The organism is Thermococcus sp. PK (assembly GCF_000430485.1).
GTDB lineage: Archaea > Methanobacteriota_B > Thermococci > Thermococcales > Thermococcaceae > Thermococcus_A > Thermococcus_A bergensis.
Genome location: NZ_KE387150.1, coordinates 285,808 through 307,098 on the forward strand (window position 1 = coordinate 285,808; position 21,291 = coordinate 307,098).

The 21,291-nt window shown below is 43.8% G+C and carries 20 protein-coding genes and 1 pseudogene; 3 read left to right on the plus strand and 18 right to left on the minus strand.

Annotated elements, in window-relative coordinates:
• Both THEPK_RS12725 and THEPK_RS09675 read left to right on the plus strand, forming a co-directional pair.
• Positions 1 to 634: pseudogene (locus THEPK_RS12725) on the plus strand (IS982 family transposase); the annotation flags it as partial.
• A 27-nt stretch (positions 635 to 661) separates the two neighbouring features.
• A complete protein-coding gene (locus THEPK_RS09675; RefSeq protein ID WP_042701320.1) occupies positions 662 to 1,729 on the plus strand; it encodes a thiamine ABC transporter substrate-binding protein in 1,068 nt (355 codons plus the stop codon).
• Here THEPK_RS09675 and THEPK_RS09680 read toward each other — a convergent pair.
• The 11 genes from THEPK_RS09680 to THEPK_RS09730 all read right to left on the minus strand — a co-directional run bounded on the left by THEPK_RS09680 (position 1,718) and on the right by THEPK_RS09730 (position 15,254).
• Positions 1,718 to 2,731 carry an ABC transporter ATP-binding protein gene (locus tag THEPK_RS09680; RefSeq protein ID WP_042701324.1) on the minus strand — a complete coding sequence of 338 codons (1,014 nt, stop codon included), beginning with the start codon at positions 2,729 to 2,731 and terminating at the stop codon, positions 1,718 to 1,720. The genes THEPK_RS09675 and THEPK_RS09680 overlap by 12 nt on opposite strands.
• Positions 2,725 to 4,350, minus strand: a complete 1,626-nt coding sequence (locus THEPK_RS09685; RefSeq protein WP_042701327.1) for an ABC transporter permease — start codon at positions 4,348 to 4,350, stop codon at positions 2,725 to 2,727. The genes THEPK_RS09680 and THEPK_RS09685 overlap by 7 nt, the downstream gene beginning before the upstream one ends.
• Positions 4,351 to 4,379: 29 nt before the next feature.
• Positions 4,380 to 5,339 (minus strand): glycoside hydrolase family 130 protein, encoded by a 960-nt coding sequence (locus THEPK_RS09690; RefSeq protein WP_042701330.1) that lies wholly within the window; start codon positions 5,337 to 5,339, stop codon positions 4,380 to 4,382.
• Positions 5,320 to 7,233 carry an amylo-alpha-1,6-glucosidase gene (locus tag THEPK_RS09695; protein WP_042701333.1) on the minus strand — a complete coding sequence of 638 codons (1,914 nt, stop codon included), beginning with the start codon at positions 7,231 to 7,233 and terminating at the stop codon, positions 5,320 to 5,322. The genes THEPK_RS09690 and THEPK_RS09695 overlap by 20 nt, the downstream gene beginning before the upstream one ends.
• Positions 7,234 to 7,257: 24 nt before the next feature.
• On the minus strand, positions 7,258 to 8,742 hold the full coding sequence (locus tag THEPK_RS09700; RefSeq protein WP_042701336.1) for an L-fucose/L-arabinose isomerase family protein: 1,485 nt from the start codon (positions 8,740 to 8,742) through the stop codon (positions 7,258 to 7,260).
• 64 nt (positions 8,743 to 8,806) lie between these two features.
• Positions 8,807 to 9,925, minus strand: coding sequence for an ABC transporter ATP-binding protein (locus tag THEPK_RS09705; RefSeq protein ID WP_042701338.1), 1,119 nt, complete (start codon positions 9,923 to 9,925; stop codon positions 8,807 to 8,809).
• A 5-nt stretch (positions 9,926 to 9,930) separates the two neighbouring features.
• A complete protein-coding gene (gene trmB / locus THEPK_RS09710; protein ID WP_042701340.1) occupies positions 9,931 to 10,947 on the minus strand; it encodes an HTH-type sugar-sensing transcriptional regulator TrmB in 1,017 nt (338 codons plus the stop codon).
• A 35-nt stretch (positions 10,948 to 10,982) separates the two neighbouring features.
• On the minus strand, positions 10,983 to 12,221 hold the full coding sequence (gene treT, locus THEPK_RS09715) for a trehalose synthase (protein ID WP_042701343.1): 1,239 nt from the start codon (positions 12,219 to 12,221) through the stop codon (positions 10,983 to 10,985).
• Between the two features lie 13 nt (positions 12,222 to 12,234).
• Positions 12,235 to 13,080 (minus strand): carbohydrate ABC transporter permease, encoded by an 846-nt coding sequence (locus tag THEPK_RS09720; RefSeq protein WP_042701346.1) that lies wholly within the window; start codon positions 13,078 to 13,080, stop codon positions 12,235 to 12,237.
• Between the two features lies 1 nt (position 13,081).
• Positions 13,082 to 13,894, minus strand: coding sequence for a carbohydrate ABC transporter permease (locus tag THEPK_RS09725; RefSeq protein ID WP_232194579.1), 813 nt, complete (start codon positions 13,892 to 13,894; stop codon positions 13,082 to 13,084).
• Between the two features lie 82 nt (positions 13,895 to 13,976).
• Positions 13,977 to 15,254, minus strand: coding sequence for an ABC transporter substrate-binding protein (locus tag THEPK_RS09730; protein WP_042701352.1), 1,278 nt, complete (start codon positions 15,252 to 15,254; stop codon positions 13,977 to 13,979).
• A 236-nt stretch (positions 15,255 to 15,490) separates the two neighbouring features.
• Here THEPK_RS09730 and THEPK_RS09735 point away from each other — a divergent pair, with 236 nt between their 5' ends.
• Entirely contained in the window at positions 15,491 to 16,429 is a 939-nt protein-coding gene (locus tag THEPK_RS09735) for a carbohydrate kinase family protein (protein ID WP_042701355.1), read from the plus strand.
• Here the strand turns inward: THEPK_RS09735 and THEPK_RS09740 are convergent.
• The 7 genes from THEPK_RS09740 to rpsB form a co-directional block, all read right to left on the minus strand.
• Complete coding sequence (locus THEPK_RS09740) at positions 16,413 to 16,730, minus strand: hypothetical protein (RefSeq protein WP_042701357.1); 318 nt, start codon at positions 16,728 to 16,730, stop codon at positions 16,413 to 16,415. The two genes, THEPK_RS09735 and THEPK_RS09740, sit on opposite strands and share 17 nt — an antisense overlap.
• Entirely contained in the window at positions 16,727 to 17,557 is an 831-nt protein-coding gene (locus THEPK_RS09745; RefSeq protein WP_342764014.1) for a cysteine synthase family protein, read from the minus strand. The genes THEPK_RS09740 and THEPK_RS09745 overlap by 4 nt, the downstream gene beginning before the upstream one ends.
• 156 nt (positions 17,558 to 17,713) lie before the next feature.
• A complete protein-coding gene (locus THEPK_RS09750) occupies positions 17,714 to 18,307 on the minus strand; it encodes an adenine nucleotide alpha hydrolase family protein (RefSeq protein WP_042701362.1) in 594 nt (197 codons plus the stop codon).
• Positions 18,304 to 18,834 (minus strand): DUF998 domain-containing protein, encoded by a 531-nt coding sequence (locus tag THEPK_RS09755; protein WP_052315948.1) that lies wholly within the window; start codon positions 18,832 to 18,834, stop codon positions 18,304 to 18,306. The genes THEPK_RS09750 and THEPK_RS09755 overlap by 4 nt, the downstream gene beginning before the upstream one ends.
• Positions 18,831 to 19,979, minus strand: a complete 1,149-nt coding sequence (gene thiI, locus THEPK_RS09760) for a tRNA uracil 4-sulfurtransferase ThiI (RefSeq protein ID WP_042701367.1) — start codon at positions 19,977 to 19,979, stop codon at positions 18,831 to 18,833. The genes THEPK_RS09755 and thiI overlap by 4 nt, the downstream gene beginning before the upstream one ends.
• A gap of 15 nt (positions 19,980 to 19,994) precedes the next feature.
• Positions 19,995 to 20,603 (minus strand): nitroreductase family protein, encoded by a 609-nt coding sequence (locus THEPK_RS09765; protein ID WP_042701369.1) that lies wholly within the window; start codon positions 20,601 to 20,603, stop codon positions 19,995 to 19,997.
• A 78-nt stretch (positions 20,604 to 20,681) separates the two neighbouring features.
• Positions 20,682 to 21,287, minus strand: a complete 606-nt coding sequence (gene rpsB, locus THEPK_RS09770; RefSeq protein ID WP_042701372.1) for a 30S ribosomal protein S2 — start codon at positions 21,285 to 21,287, stop codon at positions 20,682 to 20,684.
• Positions 21,288 to 21,291 lie beyond the last annotated feature (4 nt).

Below are 21,291 nucleotides of genomic sequence, written 5' to 3' on the forward strand. Positions count from 1 at the left end.
TTGAACAGGCACGAAAAACTCCTGCTCCTAGCGCAGGAAGAATTATTCAAAAACACGCCAGAGAATACGTTAGAATACTGGACTCAAAGCCCATTCAGACCAAGGAGTTGGCCAGAAAAAACAGGAAGGAGAAGAAGGGTTCTTCAGAAATCATCTCTGAAAAGCCCGCAGTTGGGTTTGTTCCCTCTAAAAAAAGTTTTACTATGGGTACAAGCTGACCTGTTACTCTGATGGAAATTTGCTGGCTTTACTGTCTGTTGATCCGGCGAATAAGCATGATGTGAGTGTTGTCCGGGAAAAGTTCTGGGTGATTGTTGAGGAGTTTTCTGGCTGTTTTCTGTTTTTGGATAAGGGTTACGTTAGTAGAGAACTTCAGGAGGAATTCCTGAAGTTTGGCGTTGTTTACACGCCGGTGAAGCGGGAGAATCAGGTTAGTAATCTGGAGGAGAAGAAGTTTTACAAGTACTTGTCTGACTTTCGCAGGAGGATTGAGACTTTGTTTTCGAAGTTTTCTGAGTTTCTTCTGAGGCCGAGCAGGAGTGTTAGTTTGAGGGGGTTGGTTGTCAGGATTTTAGGGGCGATTCTGGCCGTGAATCTGGACAGATTATACAACTTCACAGGTGGTGGGAACTAGGGTAAAAATTAGTTTTAGGTGGGGATGATGAAGAAGTTCGCAAGTATTTTGGGAATTCTCTTAATAGCGGCAACTTTTGGCTGCATTACGCAGAATCAGACATCTACAACACCCACAGAAGCGCAAAAGCTTGTTATCTACTCCTACGACAGCTTTGAATATCTGGCAAGTGAAGTAATTCCAAAATTTGAAGAGAAATACGGAGTTAAAGTTGAGCTGCAGCTAATTGGAGATGCCGGTGAAGTCTTAAACCGCCTGATTCTGGAGAAAGATAACCCAAGAGCCGATCTGGTTATAGGAATAGACAACAGTCTCTTAGCAAAGGCCATTGAGGCGGGAGTGTTGGAACCTTACAAACCAGAGAACATAAACCTCGTCCCGGAAGACCTCATCTTTGACCCGACATTCCATCTAACGCCTTATGATTACGGATACATAGCAATAAACTATAGAGAAGACATGGTGCAAAATCCCCCAAAGAGCCTTGAAGACCTCACAAAGCCAGAGTGGAAAGGAAAGCTCGTTATTGAGGATCCCAGAACGTCTTCCCCCGGAGCCGCGTTCTTATTGTGGACAATAGCAGTGTATGGAGATGATGGATATCTCTACTACTGGGAAAAACTTAAAGAAAACGATGTCCACATAGTTAAAGGATGGACAGAAGCCTGGACTGCTTTTATGAACGGTGAATTCCCTCTGGTTCTCAGCTATGCCACATCCCCAGCTGCAACTGTCTATTATGACAACATAACTTACGTTAAGGCAGTGGCCTTTGAAGAGGGCAACTACATGCAGATAGAGGGAGCTGGAATAGTAAAGGGAGCAAAGAACAAAGAGCTGGCAAAGAAGTTCATAGAGTTCATGCTCACAGAAGACTTCCAAAGTGCTATTCCCACCAACCAGTGGATGTATCCAGTAAACCCGAACGTTGAACTGCCAGAAGTGTTTAAATATGCCCTCCAGCCAGAAGAGATAAAACCCGTAACCCTCGATCCAGAATACGTAAAGGAGAACTTCGAACGCTGGATTAAGGAATGGACAGCTCTTATGGTGGAAGGAAAGAGCCCAGAAGAGATAATAGCTTCAAGGGGATGAGCCAAGTATTGAAAAACTTTTTACTCTTATTCCAACTTTTTTTGGCATCTTTTTAATTGAAAATGGTATCTCATCCAAGAATCTTTCTGCGATTATAACCTTGCCCTCCACATCAATCTTGAGCCGTATTCTACCCGGGAGCAGTTCATAGTCCACTATTTCTCCCGTGTCCCCCTCTTCGACATAAACGCTCTCCGGCCTGAAGAATATCTTTACTCTCCCTTCTGTCTTGACTTCAAAGCAAAGGCTCCCGATACACGCTTTTCCCCCTTCTGCGTTAACTTCCAAAATGTTGGAAAGACCTAAAAACTTGGCTACAAACTCATTTTTTGGGTTGTAGTAGAGATGCAGGGGATTACCAACCTGCTCTATCCTTCCAACACTCATAACAGCTATTCTATCACTTATTGCCATGGCTTCCTCCTGATCATGCGTTACGTAGATCGTAGTTATTCCAAGCTCTTTTTGAATCCTTTTTACTTCCCCCCTAAGCCTTTCCCTTATTTTTGCATCGAGGTTGGAAAGGGGCTCATCCAAGAGCAGCAGTTGGGGTTCTATTACAAGAGCCCTTGCCAGTGCAACTCTTTGCTGCTGACCACCGCTCAGCTGCTCGGGATAGCGGTCTTCAAACCCCTTCAAGCCCACAAGCTCAAGAGCCCACGAAACACGCTTCTTAATCTCTTCCTTAGGAAGCTTTCTAAGCTTTAAACCGAAGGAGATATTATCATAAACAGTCATATGCGGAAAGAGCGCATAATCCTGAAAGACGATGCCTATGTTCCTTTCATACGGAGGAACGTCGTTCACGACGGTGTCATCGAAGTACACTCTCCCCTTATCTGGCTTCTCAAAACCCGCTATGATTCTAAGTGTTGTCGTCTTTCCACATCCACTCGGGCCAAGCAGGGTCAAAAACTCGCCCTGCTTTGCTTCTAAAAAGGGGATATAAAGCCTGAAATCATCTTGCTTAAACTCTATGTCCTCAAGCCTTAACCTCACCATATCTCCTCACCCGTTCTCTCAATTAGAATAAAGGCTATTGTGCTGACCAGCATTAAAATAACGGACATTGCCGATGCCGGGCCGAACTGCCGCGAGCCTAAAAAACGATATATTGCAATTGTTATCGTCGTGTATTCGGGCTTGTATATCATGTAGGTAGCTCCAAGCTCGGCTATGCTCATCGCAAAAGCAAATATCGCTCCCACTACTATGCCCCCAAAAGCGAGGGGAAGCTCAACTTTCAAGAATGCCTTGAGTTCGTTGGCTCCCAAGCTCATGGCGGCTTCCTTTAGACTGGGCTTTATCTTCTTCAGCACTGTGGAAATAGCCCTCAGAACAAAGGGATAGGCAATAATCGTGTGTGCAAAGACTATCAGATACCAGGTGCCCAAAAGGTTCAGAGGAGGCTTGTGGAAAGCCCTTATGTATCCTAGGCCAAGGGTTATTGCAGAAGAAGCCAAAGGCAGCATCACAAGAGCATCAAAGATGTTTTTGCCCCCAAATTCCCATCTGTACATTATGTAAGCAATGCTCAAGGCCAAAAGTACCGAAAAGATCACCGTAGAGAACCCAAAGAAAAGGGAATTTCTAATTGCCGTTATGCTGTTTGCGCCGAATATAGGGTTGTACTCCGGAGAGAAAACCCTTCTGTACCACTCAAGTGTAAACCTGCCCCCATAAGTAAACGAGTGATAAACAACCGCTATTAGGGGAGATAAAATAAAAAGGAACACTACGCTGGAATAGACAGCTATTAATGCCCCTTTTATGCTCAAAAGTTCTCTCAGGGTCAGGGACACTGGCTTTCTAAATACTCTCTGCTCCTCCGCTTTTGCGTAAAGATCAAGGCTTTTTAGGTAGAGGTACATAAAAACAAAACTCAGCGAAATTTGGATTATGGCCAAAGCTGCTCCCGTTTTGAAGTCTAAAAGGGTCATTATCGCCGTGAAGATATCAACTTCTATGGTCGCATACTGATACCCTCCGAGGATCAGAGGAATTGAAAAGCTCAAAAAGCAGAAGACAAAGGTCAGCATTGAAGAAGCAAATATCGCCGGCATGAGCATCGGCAATGTGACTTTTCTAAAGAGGGTAAATCCTCTTGCCCCCAAACTTAGAGCAGCTTCTTCGTAGTGGGGGTTTATACGTTGCCAAAGCGAGGAAACCATCCTCACGACCACGGGAAAATTGTAGAATGCGTGAGCCAAAATTATTGCCTTCCATGAGTAGAGAATTCCCGGATCCCTTCCAATCAGCTGTGCAATTACTCCGGATCGCCCAAATAGGAGTATAAAGCCCAAGGCAACCATGATGCTGGGCATTACAAAGGGAACCGTTAGAAGGGCTTTTAAAATTCCCTTGCCCGGGAAGTCATATTTTGCAAAGATATACGCCCCGGGTAACCCCAACAACAGTGTTAAGAGTGTAGAGGCAAGTGCCTGCCAGAGGGTGAAAAATATGACCCTTCTGTGGTAGCTGTTCGAGATTACTTGGAGAATATACTTCAGCGTAATCCCGTTATCCCACAAACCTTCCTTTAATATGCTAATTAGGGGAAAGTAAAAGAACAGGAATAAGAAAATAAGGGGCGGGAAAACTATAAAGTTTCTCCACTTCATTTTCATCGGATTTAATGAGTTATATGGTTTTATAAGTCTGTTGTCCAGTAGGCTAAACCAATATGCCTATCGGCCCCACCATAATACAGCAGAATCTTGTTCTCATGCTCTACCATGCCTTCAACAAAGACGACATTATTAACGTGGCCATACAGTTCCCATTCATACTGTGGAACCATTAGTGGAGTTTCAGTCCTCGCAACAACCTTATCCGGGTATTCTTTATCGAAAATTGCAAGTCCCACTTTGTACTTTAACCCCTCTCCACATCTGCCGGCGCTGTTGTAAATCAAAGTTATTCCATAGCTGGTCTCAAACAAAGGTGGGCCAGGTTCAACCAGAACGTTATCGAAGTACCTTTCTCTTGGAGATAGCACAGGTTCTTTCATGTACTCCCAGTTGACCAGGTCCTTTGAAACTGCCATCCAGATATTTGAATCACCAAAATACATTAAGTAGTTCCCCTTAAAATTGCCTTTCTCAAGCCTTTTTGGCAAGATTGCGCCGCTTTTTGTCCAACCTTTGATGCCGTTCTTTTTGTGCTCAAAACCTTCAAAAATTGGCCCGTGTTTCTTCCATGTTAGCATATTCTTTGAGGTTGCCAGACACAACCTCGCTGTTTTACCGTCGTAACCGGTGTAAGTCATATAGTACGTCTTACCAACCTTCACTATCCTCGGATCTTCAACACCAACACTTTCCCACTTGTATTCGGGCTCAATTACTGGTTCTGGATGTCTAAAAAAGTTAATGCCATCGTAACTTATCGCAAGCCCAATCCTGCCCGTCAGCTGGTCTTCTTTGGATTCTGCTCTGTAAAGCATTACTATTCTGTCCTTCTCTTTAATAACCGCGGGATTGTAAGTATTTCTTGAATCAAAACCTTCTCTGGAAGGAGAAAAAATAGGTTGAGGAATCTTTTCTGGAGGTTTTATGTCGATTTTGTTCCCTTCTATTTTGATAATCTTTTCAAATATCTCGCTCTTCAAATCTTGTAACCTCCTCTTTTTTGGATTCAATTAAGTACGCCTTTCCTCTAAACCTGACCAATGCTGAAACCTCAAGATTCTCGGGCAGCAGTGGAGATACAGTTAGCTCTTTTTCAGCCTTGAGACCTAATACAGCTGTAAGAAATGCAAATACACTTGCGGCACTCCACGCTTGCGGAACATTTGCTCTAGGACATAAGAGCGGATACTCGCTCTCAAGGCCGCTGAATAGTTCTGGGAGCTGATAGTTGGGAAGGAACTTTGCAGCGTTGAATATTGCCTCTGCAAGCATCTTTGCCTTTTCCCTTTCTCCAATTGATGCAAGCCCAAGGGCTATTATGGCATTGTCGTGAGGCCATATACTACCGTTGTGATAGCTAAATGGGTTATATGCCCTTTCTTTCGAGCTGAGCGTTCTAATTCCCCACCCGGAGAACATGTCCTCATCAAACAGTCTTTCCACTATTTCCCTCTGGTGTTCCGCTATCCCGGTAAACAGGAGATGCCCCATGTTGGACGAGACTACCTTAGATGGAACGTTGTCCCCGTCTAGAGCAAGTGCATAGAAGCCATCGCACCAGAAATCCTTGTTAAAGCGCTTCTTTAGTTCTTCCGCTTCTTTTTTGAGCATCTCTGCATCCAACGAGGTAAGACCGAGTGAAGCTGCATCTACAAGGGCCTTATATGCATATCCCTGCACCTCAACCAAAGCAACAGGGGGTTTTGTGGGGGTGCCTTTCTCGGTTGGAATGCCTTCCTTTGAGTCTTTCCATCCTTGATTGGCCAAGAGACCTCTCCTGTACCTTATGTATCCCCCTCCCTCTTTGAGCCTCCTTAAAATCCACTCTACCGCTGCAGTGAGATTGGGCTTGAGCTCCTCTATTAGCTCCCTATCACCAGTCCACCGGAGGTATTCCGCTGCCAAAATAACATAAAGAGGTGTTGCATCTACCGTCCCATAATAAGGCGCGAAGGGCATTTTTCCCGAGTGGGACAGCTCACCAAATCTAAACTCATGGGGAATCTTACCGGGCTCTTCTTCGCTAACCGGGTCAAACTTCTTCCCCTGAATCTTGGCAAAGAACCTCAGGGTGCCCTCGGCATATTGCGGGTAATATGGAAGCAAGAACCAGGAAGTTATAATGCTGTCCCTTCCAAAAGGACATGCATAATAAGGAATGCCGGCAAATGGCACAAGGCCATAGTTCGTGTGCGCTGTTAAGGCCGTTAAATCTTCAATAGCCCTTTCAAAAACTCTATCAAGCCATGTTAAGTTCGTTGAGACAACATTTGGGAGCAAAAGAGGGTTTTCTGTCAAAAATATTTCAAGTTCTTCCTTCGAAATCTCGGGAATGAATTCAAGGTAGAGAGTCTCTTTCTCAAGGGGTTCTAGAGTAATCTCTGCAAGTGCCAATCCCTTTTGGATTTTCATGTTTGTTTTGATTTTCAGATTTCTCTCAATCTTATCCTTTCCTGCATACGAGTATTCGCTCTCTTCCCCAAGGGAGGTCTTGATTCTGCGTCTAATCCTCTGCCCTCCGAATTTTCTAACTTCAAAAATGTCTTCAATCGGGACTTTAAAGGAGTATTCGACTCTAAGACTTACCTTCTCTTGTGAGGTGTTGTAGAATTGGAGCTCTTCTCTATACGCCCCGTTGTCCCCTATTTCTCGCTTTCTCAATAGGACTACTTTATCCTCTATAGAAAAATGAGAATATGCTCTCCTAGAGCCGTCTTGGGAACTTCCTATGAGTATGGCGCTTTTGTCCAATTTGAGCCTCACTCCCTTCAGAAAACGGGTATCAAACACATAAAAGCCGTCATAATCGTCTTTCATATCACCATCTTGCCTCGTAACCACAAAAGCCCCGTTATAGGATAGAATAACTGCCATCTTCTCGACCTCCAAAGAAAGATATTAAAGAGAATTCAAAAATTCCTCAACCTCATCTCTTTTTCCAAGATTTATCGCTTTGATACCCCACATTCTTGCTACGAACTCGACGTCATTTGTGAAGTCACCAGGAACTGCCGAGAGATGATTTGCGCCCATTATATTTAGGAACGTTTCCTTGTCAAGGGGGTTCTTTATCGCTGTGTGAGGCCACTGTTTGCCCCATTTTAGCTGGGACTCGATTTCTTCAGTAATCTCCACCCCCTCTGCGAGGAAGTATAGGAGGTAGTACTCTCCCCCTTTTCTTATGAGCCTTGCAACAGTGAGCTCAGTGGGCGGGGTTCTATACGTTAGCGCTCCCCCGCTATTTCCTTGGCACTGCCCCTGTATGGTTGTCTCTTTGAGATTTTCTTCAGGGTCTTCGCTGAGCTTTGCATAGTAAAGAGACGAAGCCCCACAGTTTGCTATCAACACAAGCTCATCGTCAACGTACTTTATATCCCCAAAGAGCGGAGGCTTCCTGCTCAGATAAAATAGCAGGGCAGAGCTTATAGTTCCCTTCACATCGCCTTCACAGGTAGCGGGCACAATTGGCTTTTCCCCTTTTGCATCGGCATTGAACGGGAAGAGAGCCGGAATTAGACACGCCGTTACCCCATACATCTCGCTAAGCTCCGGCTGGCATTTAATTGAAACGGCTGCTGTTTCGTTTTCGTATTCCTTCCATATGTCCTTTGCAGCAAGGTATATGGCAATCTGCCTCCTCAGAACTTCAGGCGTGAGCATGTTGTTGTCATACTTAACTTTCGCCTTCTGGGTTAGCCAGTCAAAGAACTCCTCAAGGCGGATGCGCTCTTTTTCATCGCTAATCATTGAATCAGCCTTCTTGATTATCGCGTACTGATCAATGATTAAGAAATCTCCTATGAACTTCTTCAGTCTCGGGAGGTCATCCATTAGATGTTCCATTCCGAGCGTATAAGGAGCCCCCCAAAGAAGTAGAGATTTTCTGGAAAGCTTTGAAACCGCTTCCGCAGCCCTTGACCATGCTTTTACCTTCTCCACATCTCCTTTAAGCCTTACATGGTGCAGGGCATGATAGTTCACAGCGCTCTCCCATAGAGAAGCTCCGACAGAGGTTATACACGTGGTTCCGGCCCAGGCAGGATCATCGTCAGCGTAGAGAAGTAAAGGCTTGTTGGTTTCCTTTGCAAGCAACGTTACAAGGTTGCTCTCAGTCCAGTGCCACAACCCCAGAATAATCCCGCTTACATCTCTCGAACCGATTAGCTTGGAAGCCTCGATGACTTCCTCTTTATCATCTATTCCGAAGTTTTCCCCCTTCTCAAGGGCTTCGTATTTCCCAAGGGCCCCATTGACGTCAAAGACTTCGAGGTTAGAGGACTTCAGTTCCTTTATAAGGTTTTTATGTTTTTCCAACAGGGCTTTTTCCCTCTCTACCGAAAGGGCAGTTTTCCTTGGATCTGTGAAAGTTATAACGGCTAGCACACAACACCACCTTGGCATTTGTTATGCATGAATTGTTTTTAAAATTTAAGGGAGGAGAAGAGGACTAGAATATTGCTTTTCCTGTGGTTTTGTCGAAGATGTGAATCTTCTTCATATCAAACACAACATCAACCTCCACACCCTCCCTAACCCTAGACTCCGAACGAAAAGCACCAACAAAACTCAAACCACCAACCCTCAAATGCACGACCTTCTCCCCACCAAGATTCTCAACAATATCAACCCTAGCCCTAACCATATTCTCCCCAGGAACCTTCACCTGAGCAAACAAAGCATCATAAACATCCTCAGGCCTTATACCAAAAATAACCTCCTTGCCAACATATCCCAGCTCCTGCAAGACCTCAAACTGATCCGACAGCAGTTTAAGCCTGAACTCGCCAAAGTCCAAGAAACCGTCCTCGGTAACGCTGGCATCAAGGAAATTCATTGGTGGCGAGCCAATAAAACCAGCCACGAATGTGTTTGCGGGTTTGTCATAAACCTCCTCCGGAGTTCCAACCTGCTGCAAAACCCCAGCATTCATCACGGCAATCCTGTCACCCATCGTCATAGCCTCAACTTGGTCGTGGGTGACGTAAATTGTAGTGACGCCAAGCTGCCTCTGCAGTTTCTTCAACTCAGCCCTCATCTTAACCCTCAACTTAGCATCCAGATTACTCAGCGGCTCGTCCATAAGGAAAACTTTGGGTCTTCTTACTATAGCCCTGCCAAGGGCAACACGCTGTCTCTGACCACCGGACAGCTCCCTCGGCTTCCTGTTGAGGAGTTCTGTCAGGCCAAGCAACTCGGCAACTTCCCTAACCCTCTGGTCAATTTCCTGCTTTGGTACTTTTCTGAGCTTTAATGGAAAAGCGATGTTGTCGTAAACAGTCATGTGGGGGTAAAGGGCGTAGCTCTGGAAGACCATGGCAATGTCCCTATCCTTTGGCGGAATGAAGATTCCTTTTTCTGGGTCGGCAACGAGTTTATCGCCAATGTAAATTTGCCCCTTGCTCGGTTCTTCTAAACCGGCAATCATCCTTAAAGTGGTAGTCTTACCACAACCACTCGGGCCGAGTAAAACCATGAATTCTCCGTCTTTAATTTCTAAATTCATCTCTTTTACTGCTTGGAAGTCCCCAAATATTTTCCAAACATCTACAAGCCTCACACCAGCCATAGGAATCACCCCAGTATGAATTTTATTTCGGTACTTTCGTAATCTTCAATAACAGCAAACATTCCTCCAATTTTTACCACACTTTTTTCAGTCTCGAGGTGAATGTTGTTAACGGCTTCCTTAAAGGAGAGAGTGTATCCAACAACATTACCATAAAGGGTCTCAACTTTTCCAGTCTTGATGTTTTTTCCAACAATTTCTGCCGTTATTGTGTTTTTGTTGATGTGCCTCTTTACAAAATCTGCAGCATGAAACATGGCAAAGAACCGGATATCCTGAGGATTGCCTAAATACTCAGCCTCCAACGACGACTCCTTGAATATCTCTATTATAAGACTGTATTGTGAGAATATCACCTCTGGATAAGTTGCTTTAAAGCTCGGTGGAAGAGTTGGATTAAAGCTCACATTTTGGATCATAACCACTTCCCTTCCATCTGCCATGCCGATTAGATGATTCAGCTTGTAGAACTGCCTAACAAAGAGATTTCCTTTCCCTCTAAACTCCGAGAGATCTGGTATTCTGTCGATATAAAGGGATACTGTAACGCCCTTTTCGAGGGTTCTTAGCAAATCTCCTCTAATAGTTTCAAAAAATTCACTTTGAGTAACTACTATCACCTCATTTTTGGCAGAATATAAAGACTCCCTGAACATTTCAAGAGCCTCGTCAAAACTCCTGCTTCTCCATATTGCAGGTCTCTGTTCTTCTTTTTTCATGTTCTTAAGTTCAATTTCGAGCTTTTCCATTATGTCCTCAAGTTCTTTTTTAAACCTGAAAAATGCTATTCTTGGTGAGTAGGCGGCGTATATCTTTGGTGTTCCCTCAATTTCAGTCACAAATCCCCTAAGTTTTAAGGAGGATATTGTATCATAGACCCTGTTGTACGGTATCCCGCTTTTTGCAGAGATTTCCTTAGCCGTACTGGGCCCATAAACTAGGAGAGTCCAGTAGGTAAGAATTTCGTATTTGGTAAATCCAATTTCACTCAATGCATGCGAAATTTCCGGAGGTATCTCCATATACTGTCACCTAAAAAGTATGTAAGGAGGAGGGTTTAAAAAGAATTTAGTAAATCAAGATACCTCTCGAGATGCTTTGTTATTATGAAGTTCTCTTTAACCCTTTCTTTGGCATTTTTGCCCATTTCCTGCGCTATGTCTTTGTGTTCAAGAAGATACAGAGTTTTTTCAACGGCTTCGTTGACATCCTTCACAAGGAATCCTGTTTTTCCGTCCACTATCTGAAGTTTTATTCCTCCCACAGCTCTGCCCACTACAGGCTTTTCTTTCCACATTGCTTCGGTAACGGTCAACCCGAATCCTTCCCTAATAGACATCTGGAGGATTACATCACTGGCTCTCTGAAAGGCATTTACTTCTCTTGCATGAACTCCAGTGAGGTTTGTAAGCACTTTGACGTCGTAGTCTTCCCCAATTTTTCTTAAGGTTTTCTCAAAGTATATCCAGCCTTCTGGGTCATCATGCGCCATTACACCAACTAGCAGGAGCTGAACTTCTGGTATTTTCTCCTTGACCTTCCTGTAAACATCAATGACGTCGAAGACACCTTTCCACGGGTCAAAGCGGGCTACCTGAGTTATTATCGGTCTATCAGGGTCAACGTCAAACCTTTCTAAGGTCCTCAGGATTTCACTTTCACTGAGTTCCATGTTCTTCTCACTTAGAGGGTCAATAGAGGGAGGCATTATGACTACTTTTTCCCTGTCTAAATCCTCTTGAACATATTCTTCCATGTGGAATATATACCTATCATATTTCTCTACAAACTGTCTCAGGAACTTCCAGAATTCCATGTTGGGGTCACTTAAATCTATGTGGCATCTCCAAATCCAAGGTTGCCTTTTCTCGTAAAACTCTATAAGGGGTGCTGGCTGGGGGTCGTGTATCAGGATGTAATCGAAGGGTGTTAGGTCGAAATCTTCGGCGTTCTTTTTGTTTGTTTCAAGATATAGTTTCTTCATTTCCTCAGTTAGTCTAAGCTCTTTATTTCCCTGGAGAGCATTGTGAAAGCTCTTTGTAACGTTGAAAAACTCGTTTGTACCCTCAATTACAAACCATCTTGCGTCTATTCCAACGTCTTTCATTAAGGGAACAAGATTGTGCAAAATCTCTGCCACACCCCCACCAAAAGAGGTGGAGTTTACGTGGATAAAGCTCTTGCCTTTTAGATTCTCTGCCTTTTCTTTAATGGTTTCTAAGGCTTCATCCCCTATTATTTCCCTGTAGTCTTCAAGCCTTTTACCTTCTCCACCAAACTTCGTTACCTCATACATCTCCATTCCTCCATCATTTTTCAGTTGACCATCCTATCATACCGCTTATGTAGTACTTCTGGAAGAGGGCGTAGACAAGAAGTGGAACCAGCATGACCATAATAGAAGCTGCAGTTAGTATGCCCCAATCTACATAATACTGCCCCCTAAGCAGAGGAAGCCTTTGAGTAGCAACGTATTTTTCTGGATTTTGCAGAAAGACTAAAGCCAAGAAGAAGTCACTCCATACCCACGTAAATTGGAGTATCGCAGCCGAGATTAATCCTGGCAGTGCCATTGGCAGGACAATCTTGTAAAATATTTGAAAATCAGTTGCTCCATCGATTCTAGCAGCTTCTTCGACGTCTGTTGGCAACATTGAGAAATAGTTTCTCATGAAGAAGATTATCCACGCTAGACCCCATGCTGAATGAACAATTATTAGGCCTCCGAACGTGTTCAGCATATGGAGGTTCCTCAGGAGGAAGTATAACGGAACTACCGTCATCTGCTGTGGAAGCGCCATTAGGAATACTATAAACGCAAAGAGATAGTGCTTTACCGGAAAACTGTATCTGGCAAAGGCATAGGCAGCCAATGCAGCCACTATTAAAGGAACGATTGCTGAGGGTATTGCGACTATCAGAGAGTTCTTTAACCCATCACTAATGGGAAACATTGGGTGATTGAAGGCTTTTATGTAATTTTCAAGAGTTATTGTGAATGTATCAAAATGCCACCATCCACTTACAATCTCCTCATACGGTCTTATTGAGGCCATAAGGACTCCGATAAACGGTATCAACCAAATTATTCCTATAGTCCAGGCAAGTGCGTTTGATACTATGTATTTTTTCAGTTTGTACATCGGAACGCCCATCTCACTCCCTCCTCCTAATTAGCCACAGGGCAGGTATTAGTGTCAGTGTCGCCAAGAGCACCGCTACTACAGCGGCGTAGTTGTAGTTGAGAGCCCTTGCAAAGTAGTCCCACATCTGGAGTGCAAGAACCATTGAAGCTCCACCTGGGCCTCCGCCTGTAGCCACGTAGACGACATCGAAGATTTTTAGATCCCAGAGCAGGGTCATTGCCACTACTACAACGGTAATTGGCTTCAATAAGGGCCAGGTCACGTTTTTGAAGATTTGAAATCTGTTAGCACCGTCTATTAAAGCGGCTTCGTAGTAGTCTTTGGGTATAGAGGCCAAGCCGGCCGAGTACATAAGCATGCTAAAACCAGTCCATATCCAAATTGATCCCAAAATTGCAGCAAAGAGCGCTGTCTCAGGATATGCTGTCCAGGTAATTGCGAGCCTCTCAATGCCGAGTAACCTGAAAATTGCCGGGATTACACCGGCGCCTTCTTCAAAAAGAAAGCGAATTATTAAACCTCCAACGATCATTGGTATGACCATACCTAAGAAGATTATGGACTTGACTACGGAACTCCCTTTAACTTCCTTCCGTCTTAAGAGAAGAGCAATTCCCAATCCTAAAAACACAGTTGCGGGGAGATGAATGGCTATCCACACTATGTTATGGATTAGAGCTCCCCATGGGGGAGATTTAGTCGGAAATCTGTCGAGGTTTATTATGTCAGAACTCAGCAGAACATTCTTGTAATTTTCCAAACCAACAAACTTTCCGTCAAGGAAGAAGCTTAAGTATACCGTCTTGAGTACTGGATATATCACAAAAGGAACCATTAGGGCTAGTGCAGGTAAAAGGAAAAAAAGGGGAGTTAAAGATTTGGAGCTCCTCATTAAGACCCTCCTTTCACTTCTTTGGGAACTTGGCATCCAAAGTGCTTAGAACGTCATCCAATCTATCTGGCTGTACCCACAAGAGTTTTAATTGATCCCAGAATACTTTTTGCCATTCTCCTCCAACACTGTCATCGAGGTCAGGTGCTGATTCAACATTGGCAACAACTTTTGCAACATCTTTCATGGGCTCCCAGTAGTCATCGATGGATACTTTCTTCCATGTTGCCAGCTTTCCTGACTTGGTACCCACGTGAATTCCTTGCCCCTCTGTTGCTAAGAACTTAGCAAGCTCCATAGCTTCTTTTGGATGGCTTGTGTACTTAGGCACCATGAAGTAGTCCGGCGCAAGAACCATTGCTTTGACACCCGGTAATGAAATTAAGCCGAGATCTGTTGGATCGTCAACCATTCCGGTTATCCAAGTTCCCATAAAGTACAATGCATAGTCTCCCTTCCACCATAGATCTACTGCGGATGTCCATTCTATTGGGTCACTAAAGTATCCAGCCTTCAGGAGAGGCACCAGCCTTTGCTCGAATATGCTTCTCACCTGTGGATCTTGCCACTTAACCTCTCCGTTTATGAGCTTAAGCTGAAGGTCTTTTCCTCCAAAGGTTAAGATGAAGTGTTCTGTTACGTCTGAAAGTGGCCACCCAACGCTGTCTCCACTAACGATTGGTGCCTTAACTCCAGGTATTTGCTTGATTTTTTCAAGCAACGCTACGAATTCGTCCCACGTCTCTGGAGGCTCTAAGTTGTATTTTTCAAAGAACGACTTTCTGTACCAGAATCCCGGCTTAGCTGCAGCCGTGAATGGAACACCATAAATCTTTCCATCGACAGTTACGGTATCAAGAATCCCAGACACGTATTCATCTGGGTTAATTACACCATTAAACTCCATCAAGTGGCCTTTTTGACCCATTTCTGCTATAAACCATCCCCACATTGCAATGACATCAGCTGGAGCATCTCCCGACTCAAATTGCAATGGTAGAATAGTCGAAAGGTCTTCAGCTCTGTATGTTTTGTACTCCACCTTTATGTTTGGATGTTGAGCCTCAAAAGCCTTAATAACTTCCATAAAAGACTCAAGCTCTGCCCCGGACCACGGACCTATCACTTTCAGAGTAATCTGCTCTCCCACTTTTGTTTCTGTAACGGTTTCTTTCTGTGTAACCGTGGTTGGGGTAGAAGTCTGTTCTCCACCAATGCACCCGCTTGCCACTACTGCAATGCCCAAAATACTAACCAAAACTAGACTGAGCAACATTTTCTTGACGTCCATATAGAGACACCTCAGTACGTTGTGTATACTAAAAGTATATATACTTTACGGATAAACAACGTTAAATTTTTCGACGATTGTTATGCCTTCTCTAAACCTAAATAAGCAGTTACGTTGTCATTTTATTTAAAACTCATAGCTCAACTGCAGACACATTATTTGTTTACTTTAAGTATAAACGCAATCTCAAAGCAAAACTTTAAGTTCATCTACCCCACTTCTCATGGGGTGTTGAAATGATATATGCGATAGGTGAACTTCTGATAGATTTCATCGCAAAAGAAGAGGGAAAACTAAAAGACGTTAGAGAATTTGAAAAGCATCCCGGTGGCGCTCCAGCCAATGTTGTCGTTGGCCTGAGAAGACTTGGAGTAAAAAGTGCACTGATAAGCAAAGTCGGTGATGATCCTTTTGGTGAATTTCTTATAGAAGAACTCAAAAAAGAGGGAGTGGAAACAAAATACATAATAAAGGACACCAACAAACACACCGGAGTAGTCTTTGTCCAGCTTGTGGGGGCAAAGCCCGAGTTTATACTGTACGATGGTGTGGCTTACTTCAACATAAGGAAGGAAGAAATGCAATGGGACTTTATGAAGGATGCCGAGCTTTTGCATTTTGGAAGTGTCCTCTTCGCGAGAGAACCAAGCAGGTCAGCAGTCTTTGAGGTTCTTAGGGAGATTAAAGGAAAGATCCCCATTAGTTATGATGTCAACATCAGACTCGACCTTTGGAGAGGAAGAGAGGAGGAAATGCTTAAAGATATAGAAGAAGCCCTTAAGCTTGCGGACATAGTAAAAATCGGGGATGGGGAACTAGAGTACCTCAACAAAAACGGAATAGCACTTGAGGACTTCAACTTCGCTCTTGTGGCAATAACAAAAGGAGCCGAAGGCAGCACAATTATCCACGAAGACATAAGGGTTGATGTACCTTCGTTTAAAGTTGAGCCTGTAGATACTACCGGAGCCGGGGATGCATTCATGGCAGCTTTGTTGACTTCTCTTTTCTATATGAAACGGCTGAACAGACTGGAGTTCTCCAAAGAAGAGCTAAAAGAGTTAGGGAGCTTCGCAAACCTGGTGGCCGCGCTATCCACTACAAAACGCGGAGCCTGGAGCGTGCCGAGTTTAGAAGAGGTTTTGAAGCATAGAAAATTCAGCTTTCTTCCGTAGGCTCTTCTTTTTTACCAAAAAGCCCGATCAAATCATGAAGTATTGCCAAATCTATTGCAGCGTTTAACGACTGAAAGATAGCCCCTCCCATCAGCATTAAGAGCGCAAAGAAAAAGTCTATGCCTTTATATGCGATCGTTATCTTTACAGCTCTTTTTTCACCCCTGACTATTCCCCATGCAAGGAGAAAGTTCAGAAGGCCAAAAATAAGCAACATGTACCTTTCGCTTCCAAAAGCGCTGGCTGAGTAATACAAAAGGAAAAATGATTGGAGAAACAGCAGATACACAGCAACTTTCATCGGCCCCCACTCAAGTACCTTTCAAATGCCTCAACATATTTAAACCCATCGTCCGGGAAGATTAAGACTGCCGTTCCCGGATACTTGTCGCGAATTCTCTCAAAGGCCTTGACCACTGCACCTGAACTTAGCCCTATTAAAAGACCATCTCTTCTGGCCACTTGTATAGAGCCTTCGATTGCTTCCCTCTGGGTTACCTCAACCACTTCATCAATTTCCACTTCAAAAAACCACTTCGGCTTTGTTTCAAGTCTCTTTATCCCAGGAATCTTCTCACCCTCGGCTGGAACAACTCCAACAATCTTCGTATCATAGCGCTCCTTGAAGTATTTTGCTATCCCTGCTATATGTCCTGAAGTCCCGATTCCAGCAACGATTACATCTGGTTTCTGTCCTATGCTTTTAAGCTGCTCATCAATCTCCCTTGCAGTGTATTTGTAGTGGGCTTCAAAGTTGTCATCATTCTCAAACTGGTTTAGATTTACTGCATTTGCCTTTTCTGCTTCTTTTTTGACGAACTCTATCATCTTTGGATCAATAGTTTCAAATTCGGTTTTTACTACCTCGGCACCAAGAACCCTCAGCAGAGTCTGGGTTGTGTTGGGAGTAGGTTTTGGAAGATAAGCCCTAAATTCAATGCCAAAGAGGTTTGACATGGCTGCCATAGCTATGCCAACATTTCCTGAGGTTGCCTCAAAAAGCCTCCTCGTGCCGTTAATGTCTCCTCGCTCCATAGCCTTCATAATAAGATTAAAAACAGCCCTATCTTTTATGCTTCTGCTGAACGGGTTAAAGAACTCCAGTTTGGCAAAATACATCCCCCCTATCGTCCGAAAGGGAAAGCTTAAGCAGGGGGGTAGGCTTGAACTTTTCAAAGAGCTCAATTGCACTGTTAAACACGTTCACTTTTAACCACCATAGTGGCATCCCAACTGCGCATTATAAATGTTTCGTTTGCGGCAATCTTACACAAAAATGTGTAATTAGCATTCCCTGCCAAACACTTCCCTGTAAATCTTTTTGAACTCACCAAGGGCTCCTCTTATTACCGGGTGCTTCGGTACAAAATTACAGCCCTCCTCAGGCTCTACGCTTATCTCAAACGTTCCTATTTCCTTTGCGATTCTTTCTATCTCTATTTTGTCCAGCCCTATAAGGGGCCTGAATATCGGCAAATCTGTTGCAAGGCTTATTATCAGAAGATTATCCAGTGTTTGAGAAGCAACTTGGCCGAGGGAATCTCCTGTGATTATTGCCATTGCCCCTTTTTCTTTTGCTATCTCAGTGGCCTTCATGAACATGGTGAATTTACAAAAAACACATATCCACTTTCCTTTTTTCAGCTCCACCAATTTATCAAAGACAGGTTTTTGGTATTCAAAAACATCAACGACTATTAGCTCCTCCAAGCTCTCTGGAAAAAGTTCCTTAAGCCTCTGCCAGATTCTTCTAACCTTTTGATAATTGGTTTCACTCTGCTTAAAGTGGATCGGGTAGACCGTAAAGCCCTTTTTGAGCATTAAGTATATGGCCACAGGTGAATCTATTCCCGAGCTTAAGAGGGCAACAGCTTTCATTTTTCCACCTCCAAGGTTAGATACACTATCCAGGCGTTTATGAAGAGAGCTCCTACAAGCTCCGGGATAGCGAGTCCGTCAAATACTCTGGTGAGATAAAGCATTACTATAAAAACTATGGGACTGCCAAGAAGCCATATGAGGACAGATTTCTTTTTTCTCACTCTCTTTAAACCACAGATAAATATGTCTGCAACGAGCAAGATGTAAAAGGACAGTGCAAAAAACGAGTGGGGCTCATACTCTTCGGGAAAAATCCCTACAAGCAACAACGACACCATTCCAAGGGGAAAAAGGACTGTGACTCTCTTCTCCTTCAGCATTTCAACCCCAAATACAAAGCCAAGAAAGCCGAGAAAGACGAGCAGAGAATTAAAAACATACCCTATAGGGTTTTTAATAGACCCCATGTCGCTGAGGGCATTTTCAGTTAAAGAAAACCAGGGATTTAAGTAAATCGCAATAAAGATTCCACCAAAAGTAAGAAACGGAAAAGAGAATCCCAAAATTCGTACCCACCTTTTCATTGACATCCCCTTTTCCGCGGCTCTTCGCCGAAGATTGCCTTATACAGCTTTTTGAACTGCTCCCAAGAGCCCCTTATCACTGGATGCTCCGGGATAAAGGGTATTTCATCTTCCGGGAGTATAGAGAGCTCAAAGGTCCCAATGTTCTTTGCAATCTCCACTATCTCCTCTTTATCCATCCCTACCAGCGGCCTATAGATTGGAAGATCGCTTGCTTGACTTACTATGTACATATTCTCCAGTGTTTGAGATGCCACCTGGCCCAGGGAGTCCCCCATAACGATCCCTTTTGCCCCAAATTCCCTTGCAATCTTGTCAGCTTTTTTGACCATCATATACTTGCAGAAAACACACGTGTAATTTTCTTTTTTAAGCTGCTTCAGCGTTTGAATAATTTTCTCCCTTTCCTGCGGTTTAACCACTATCAGGTCACTTTTGCCCCCGTAATGGTATTTCTTGAGCTGGTTCCAGATCTTCCTGACCTTTTCAAGGGTCTTCTCTCCCATGTAAATGTGAACAGGGATCACTTCACACCCTCGCTTCATCATCAGAAAAGCAGCAACCGGCGAGTCTATACCCCCACTTAAAAGAGCCACAACCTTCCCTTGGGTTCCTACTGGAAGACCCCCAAACCCCGGGACTTTCTCGACGTAGATGTATGCTTTCCCTTCCATCAGCTCGATGCCAACTTCAATGTCATAATCCTTCAAGTCTACCTTACAGCTTTCATTGTTCAGTATATACTCACCAACTTTGGCAGCCAGCTCCTGGCTTTTGAGGGGAAATTCCTTGGTTATTCTCCTTACAGTTACTCTAAACTTCGGCTCTTCTATTCCATGTGTTCTCAGCTTTCTCCTAAAAAGTTTTAGAGAAGTTTTGTATATCTTCTCAAGCTCCGCATCTATTTCAGCCGCAGGTGAAAGCGAGACGATCCCAAAAACCCTCTTAAGGACTTCCACGCCTTCTTCCGCTTTGTTTGTCTTTACTATGATCCTGCCGTGCTTTGCAAAGACGTTCTTGTACTCTATGTCCTCACTTACCAGAGCTTCTTTTATGTTGTTGATTAAAATATTCTCAAACCATCTCCGAGTTTTTGGAGACTTTGTCCCTATCTCACCGTATCTGACTATTATGGCATTTAGCATTCTCTTCCACCAAGTTCAGATTATTTTGAGGACTTGCTCTAGAGACTTTCTCCTCGGTCTGGGGGCGATTTTTTCAGCAGGATACCCTACGGGAACTAACCCCACAAGGTACCAGTTCTCACCGAGTTCCGCCATTTCTCTAAGCTCTTTCTGATATTTCTCCAGGCTGGTGACCCCTATGTAGCACGTTCCCAGGCCAAGCTCCACCGCCTTTAACATGAGGTTTTCTATCGCCATCGCTGCACTTTCAACGCTCCATAGAAATTCTACTTCCTTATATTCTTCCCCTTTTAAGAAGCGTGTTTCTTTATCGATAAAAACCCCTATATAAACCGGAGCTCTGTACATTCCGTTTTCAAATACTCTTGTTTTTAGCTTCTCTATTTTTTCCTCAGGTAAGCCATGCGCGCGATAATACTCCGCATGAGCCTCATAGATTATCTCATGAATTCTTTTCCCGAGGTTCTCGTCTTTATAAACTACAAAAAGCCAGTTTTCAAGACCGCTTGCGGTAGGTGCTCTTATTGCCGCTTCTATAAGCTCTTTGAGCTTCTCTTCTTCAACGCTTCTCTCCTCGTAATATCTTACAGACATTCTGTTAAATATCGCATCAGCTAATTCCATCTCAACCACCAATAAATCCTCCGTTTATTTGGGTTAATATACTTTAAGGAGAAAAGAAGAAAACTAGGACGGTAGAATTCATCCTCTGATTATTCTCATCTCAAATTCTTCGACAGGGACTTTGAAGTCTTCCCTGCTGCTGATGTCTCCTCTGTTAAAGAGGATTTCTCTTGCGAGTATCCAGTAGATCAAAGCCAAAGATTTCCTTCCCTTGTTGTTTGTTGGGATTGCCAAGTCCACGTAGCTCAAAAGGTTCTCTGTGTCAACAAGGGCTACTATTGGGATTCCAATTTCTATTGCTTCTTTCAGTGCTTGGTGGTCTGCCCTTGGGTCAGTTACTATGAGAACATCGGGTTCAAAGAAGTTCCTAACCTGTGGGTTTGTCATTGTTCCGGGTAGGAATCTTCCCGGGATTGACCTTGCTCCAGTAACTTCTCCAAACTTTTTGACTGGCTTTTGACCGTAAAGCCTTACGCTTACTGCCAATATTGTGTCTGGGTCGAACTTTGCAAGGAACTTTCCTGCAGCCCTGAGTCTTTCATCGGTTTTCCTTACGTCGAGCACGTATAATCCATCTTGCCTTACCCTGTATATGAAGCGCTTCATATCCTTTGTTTTTTGCTGTGTTCCAATGTGAACACCTGCAGCCAGATATTGGTCGAGTGGAACCAAATACTCTTCCATTTTC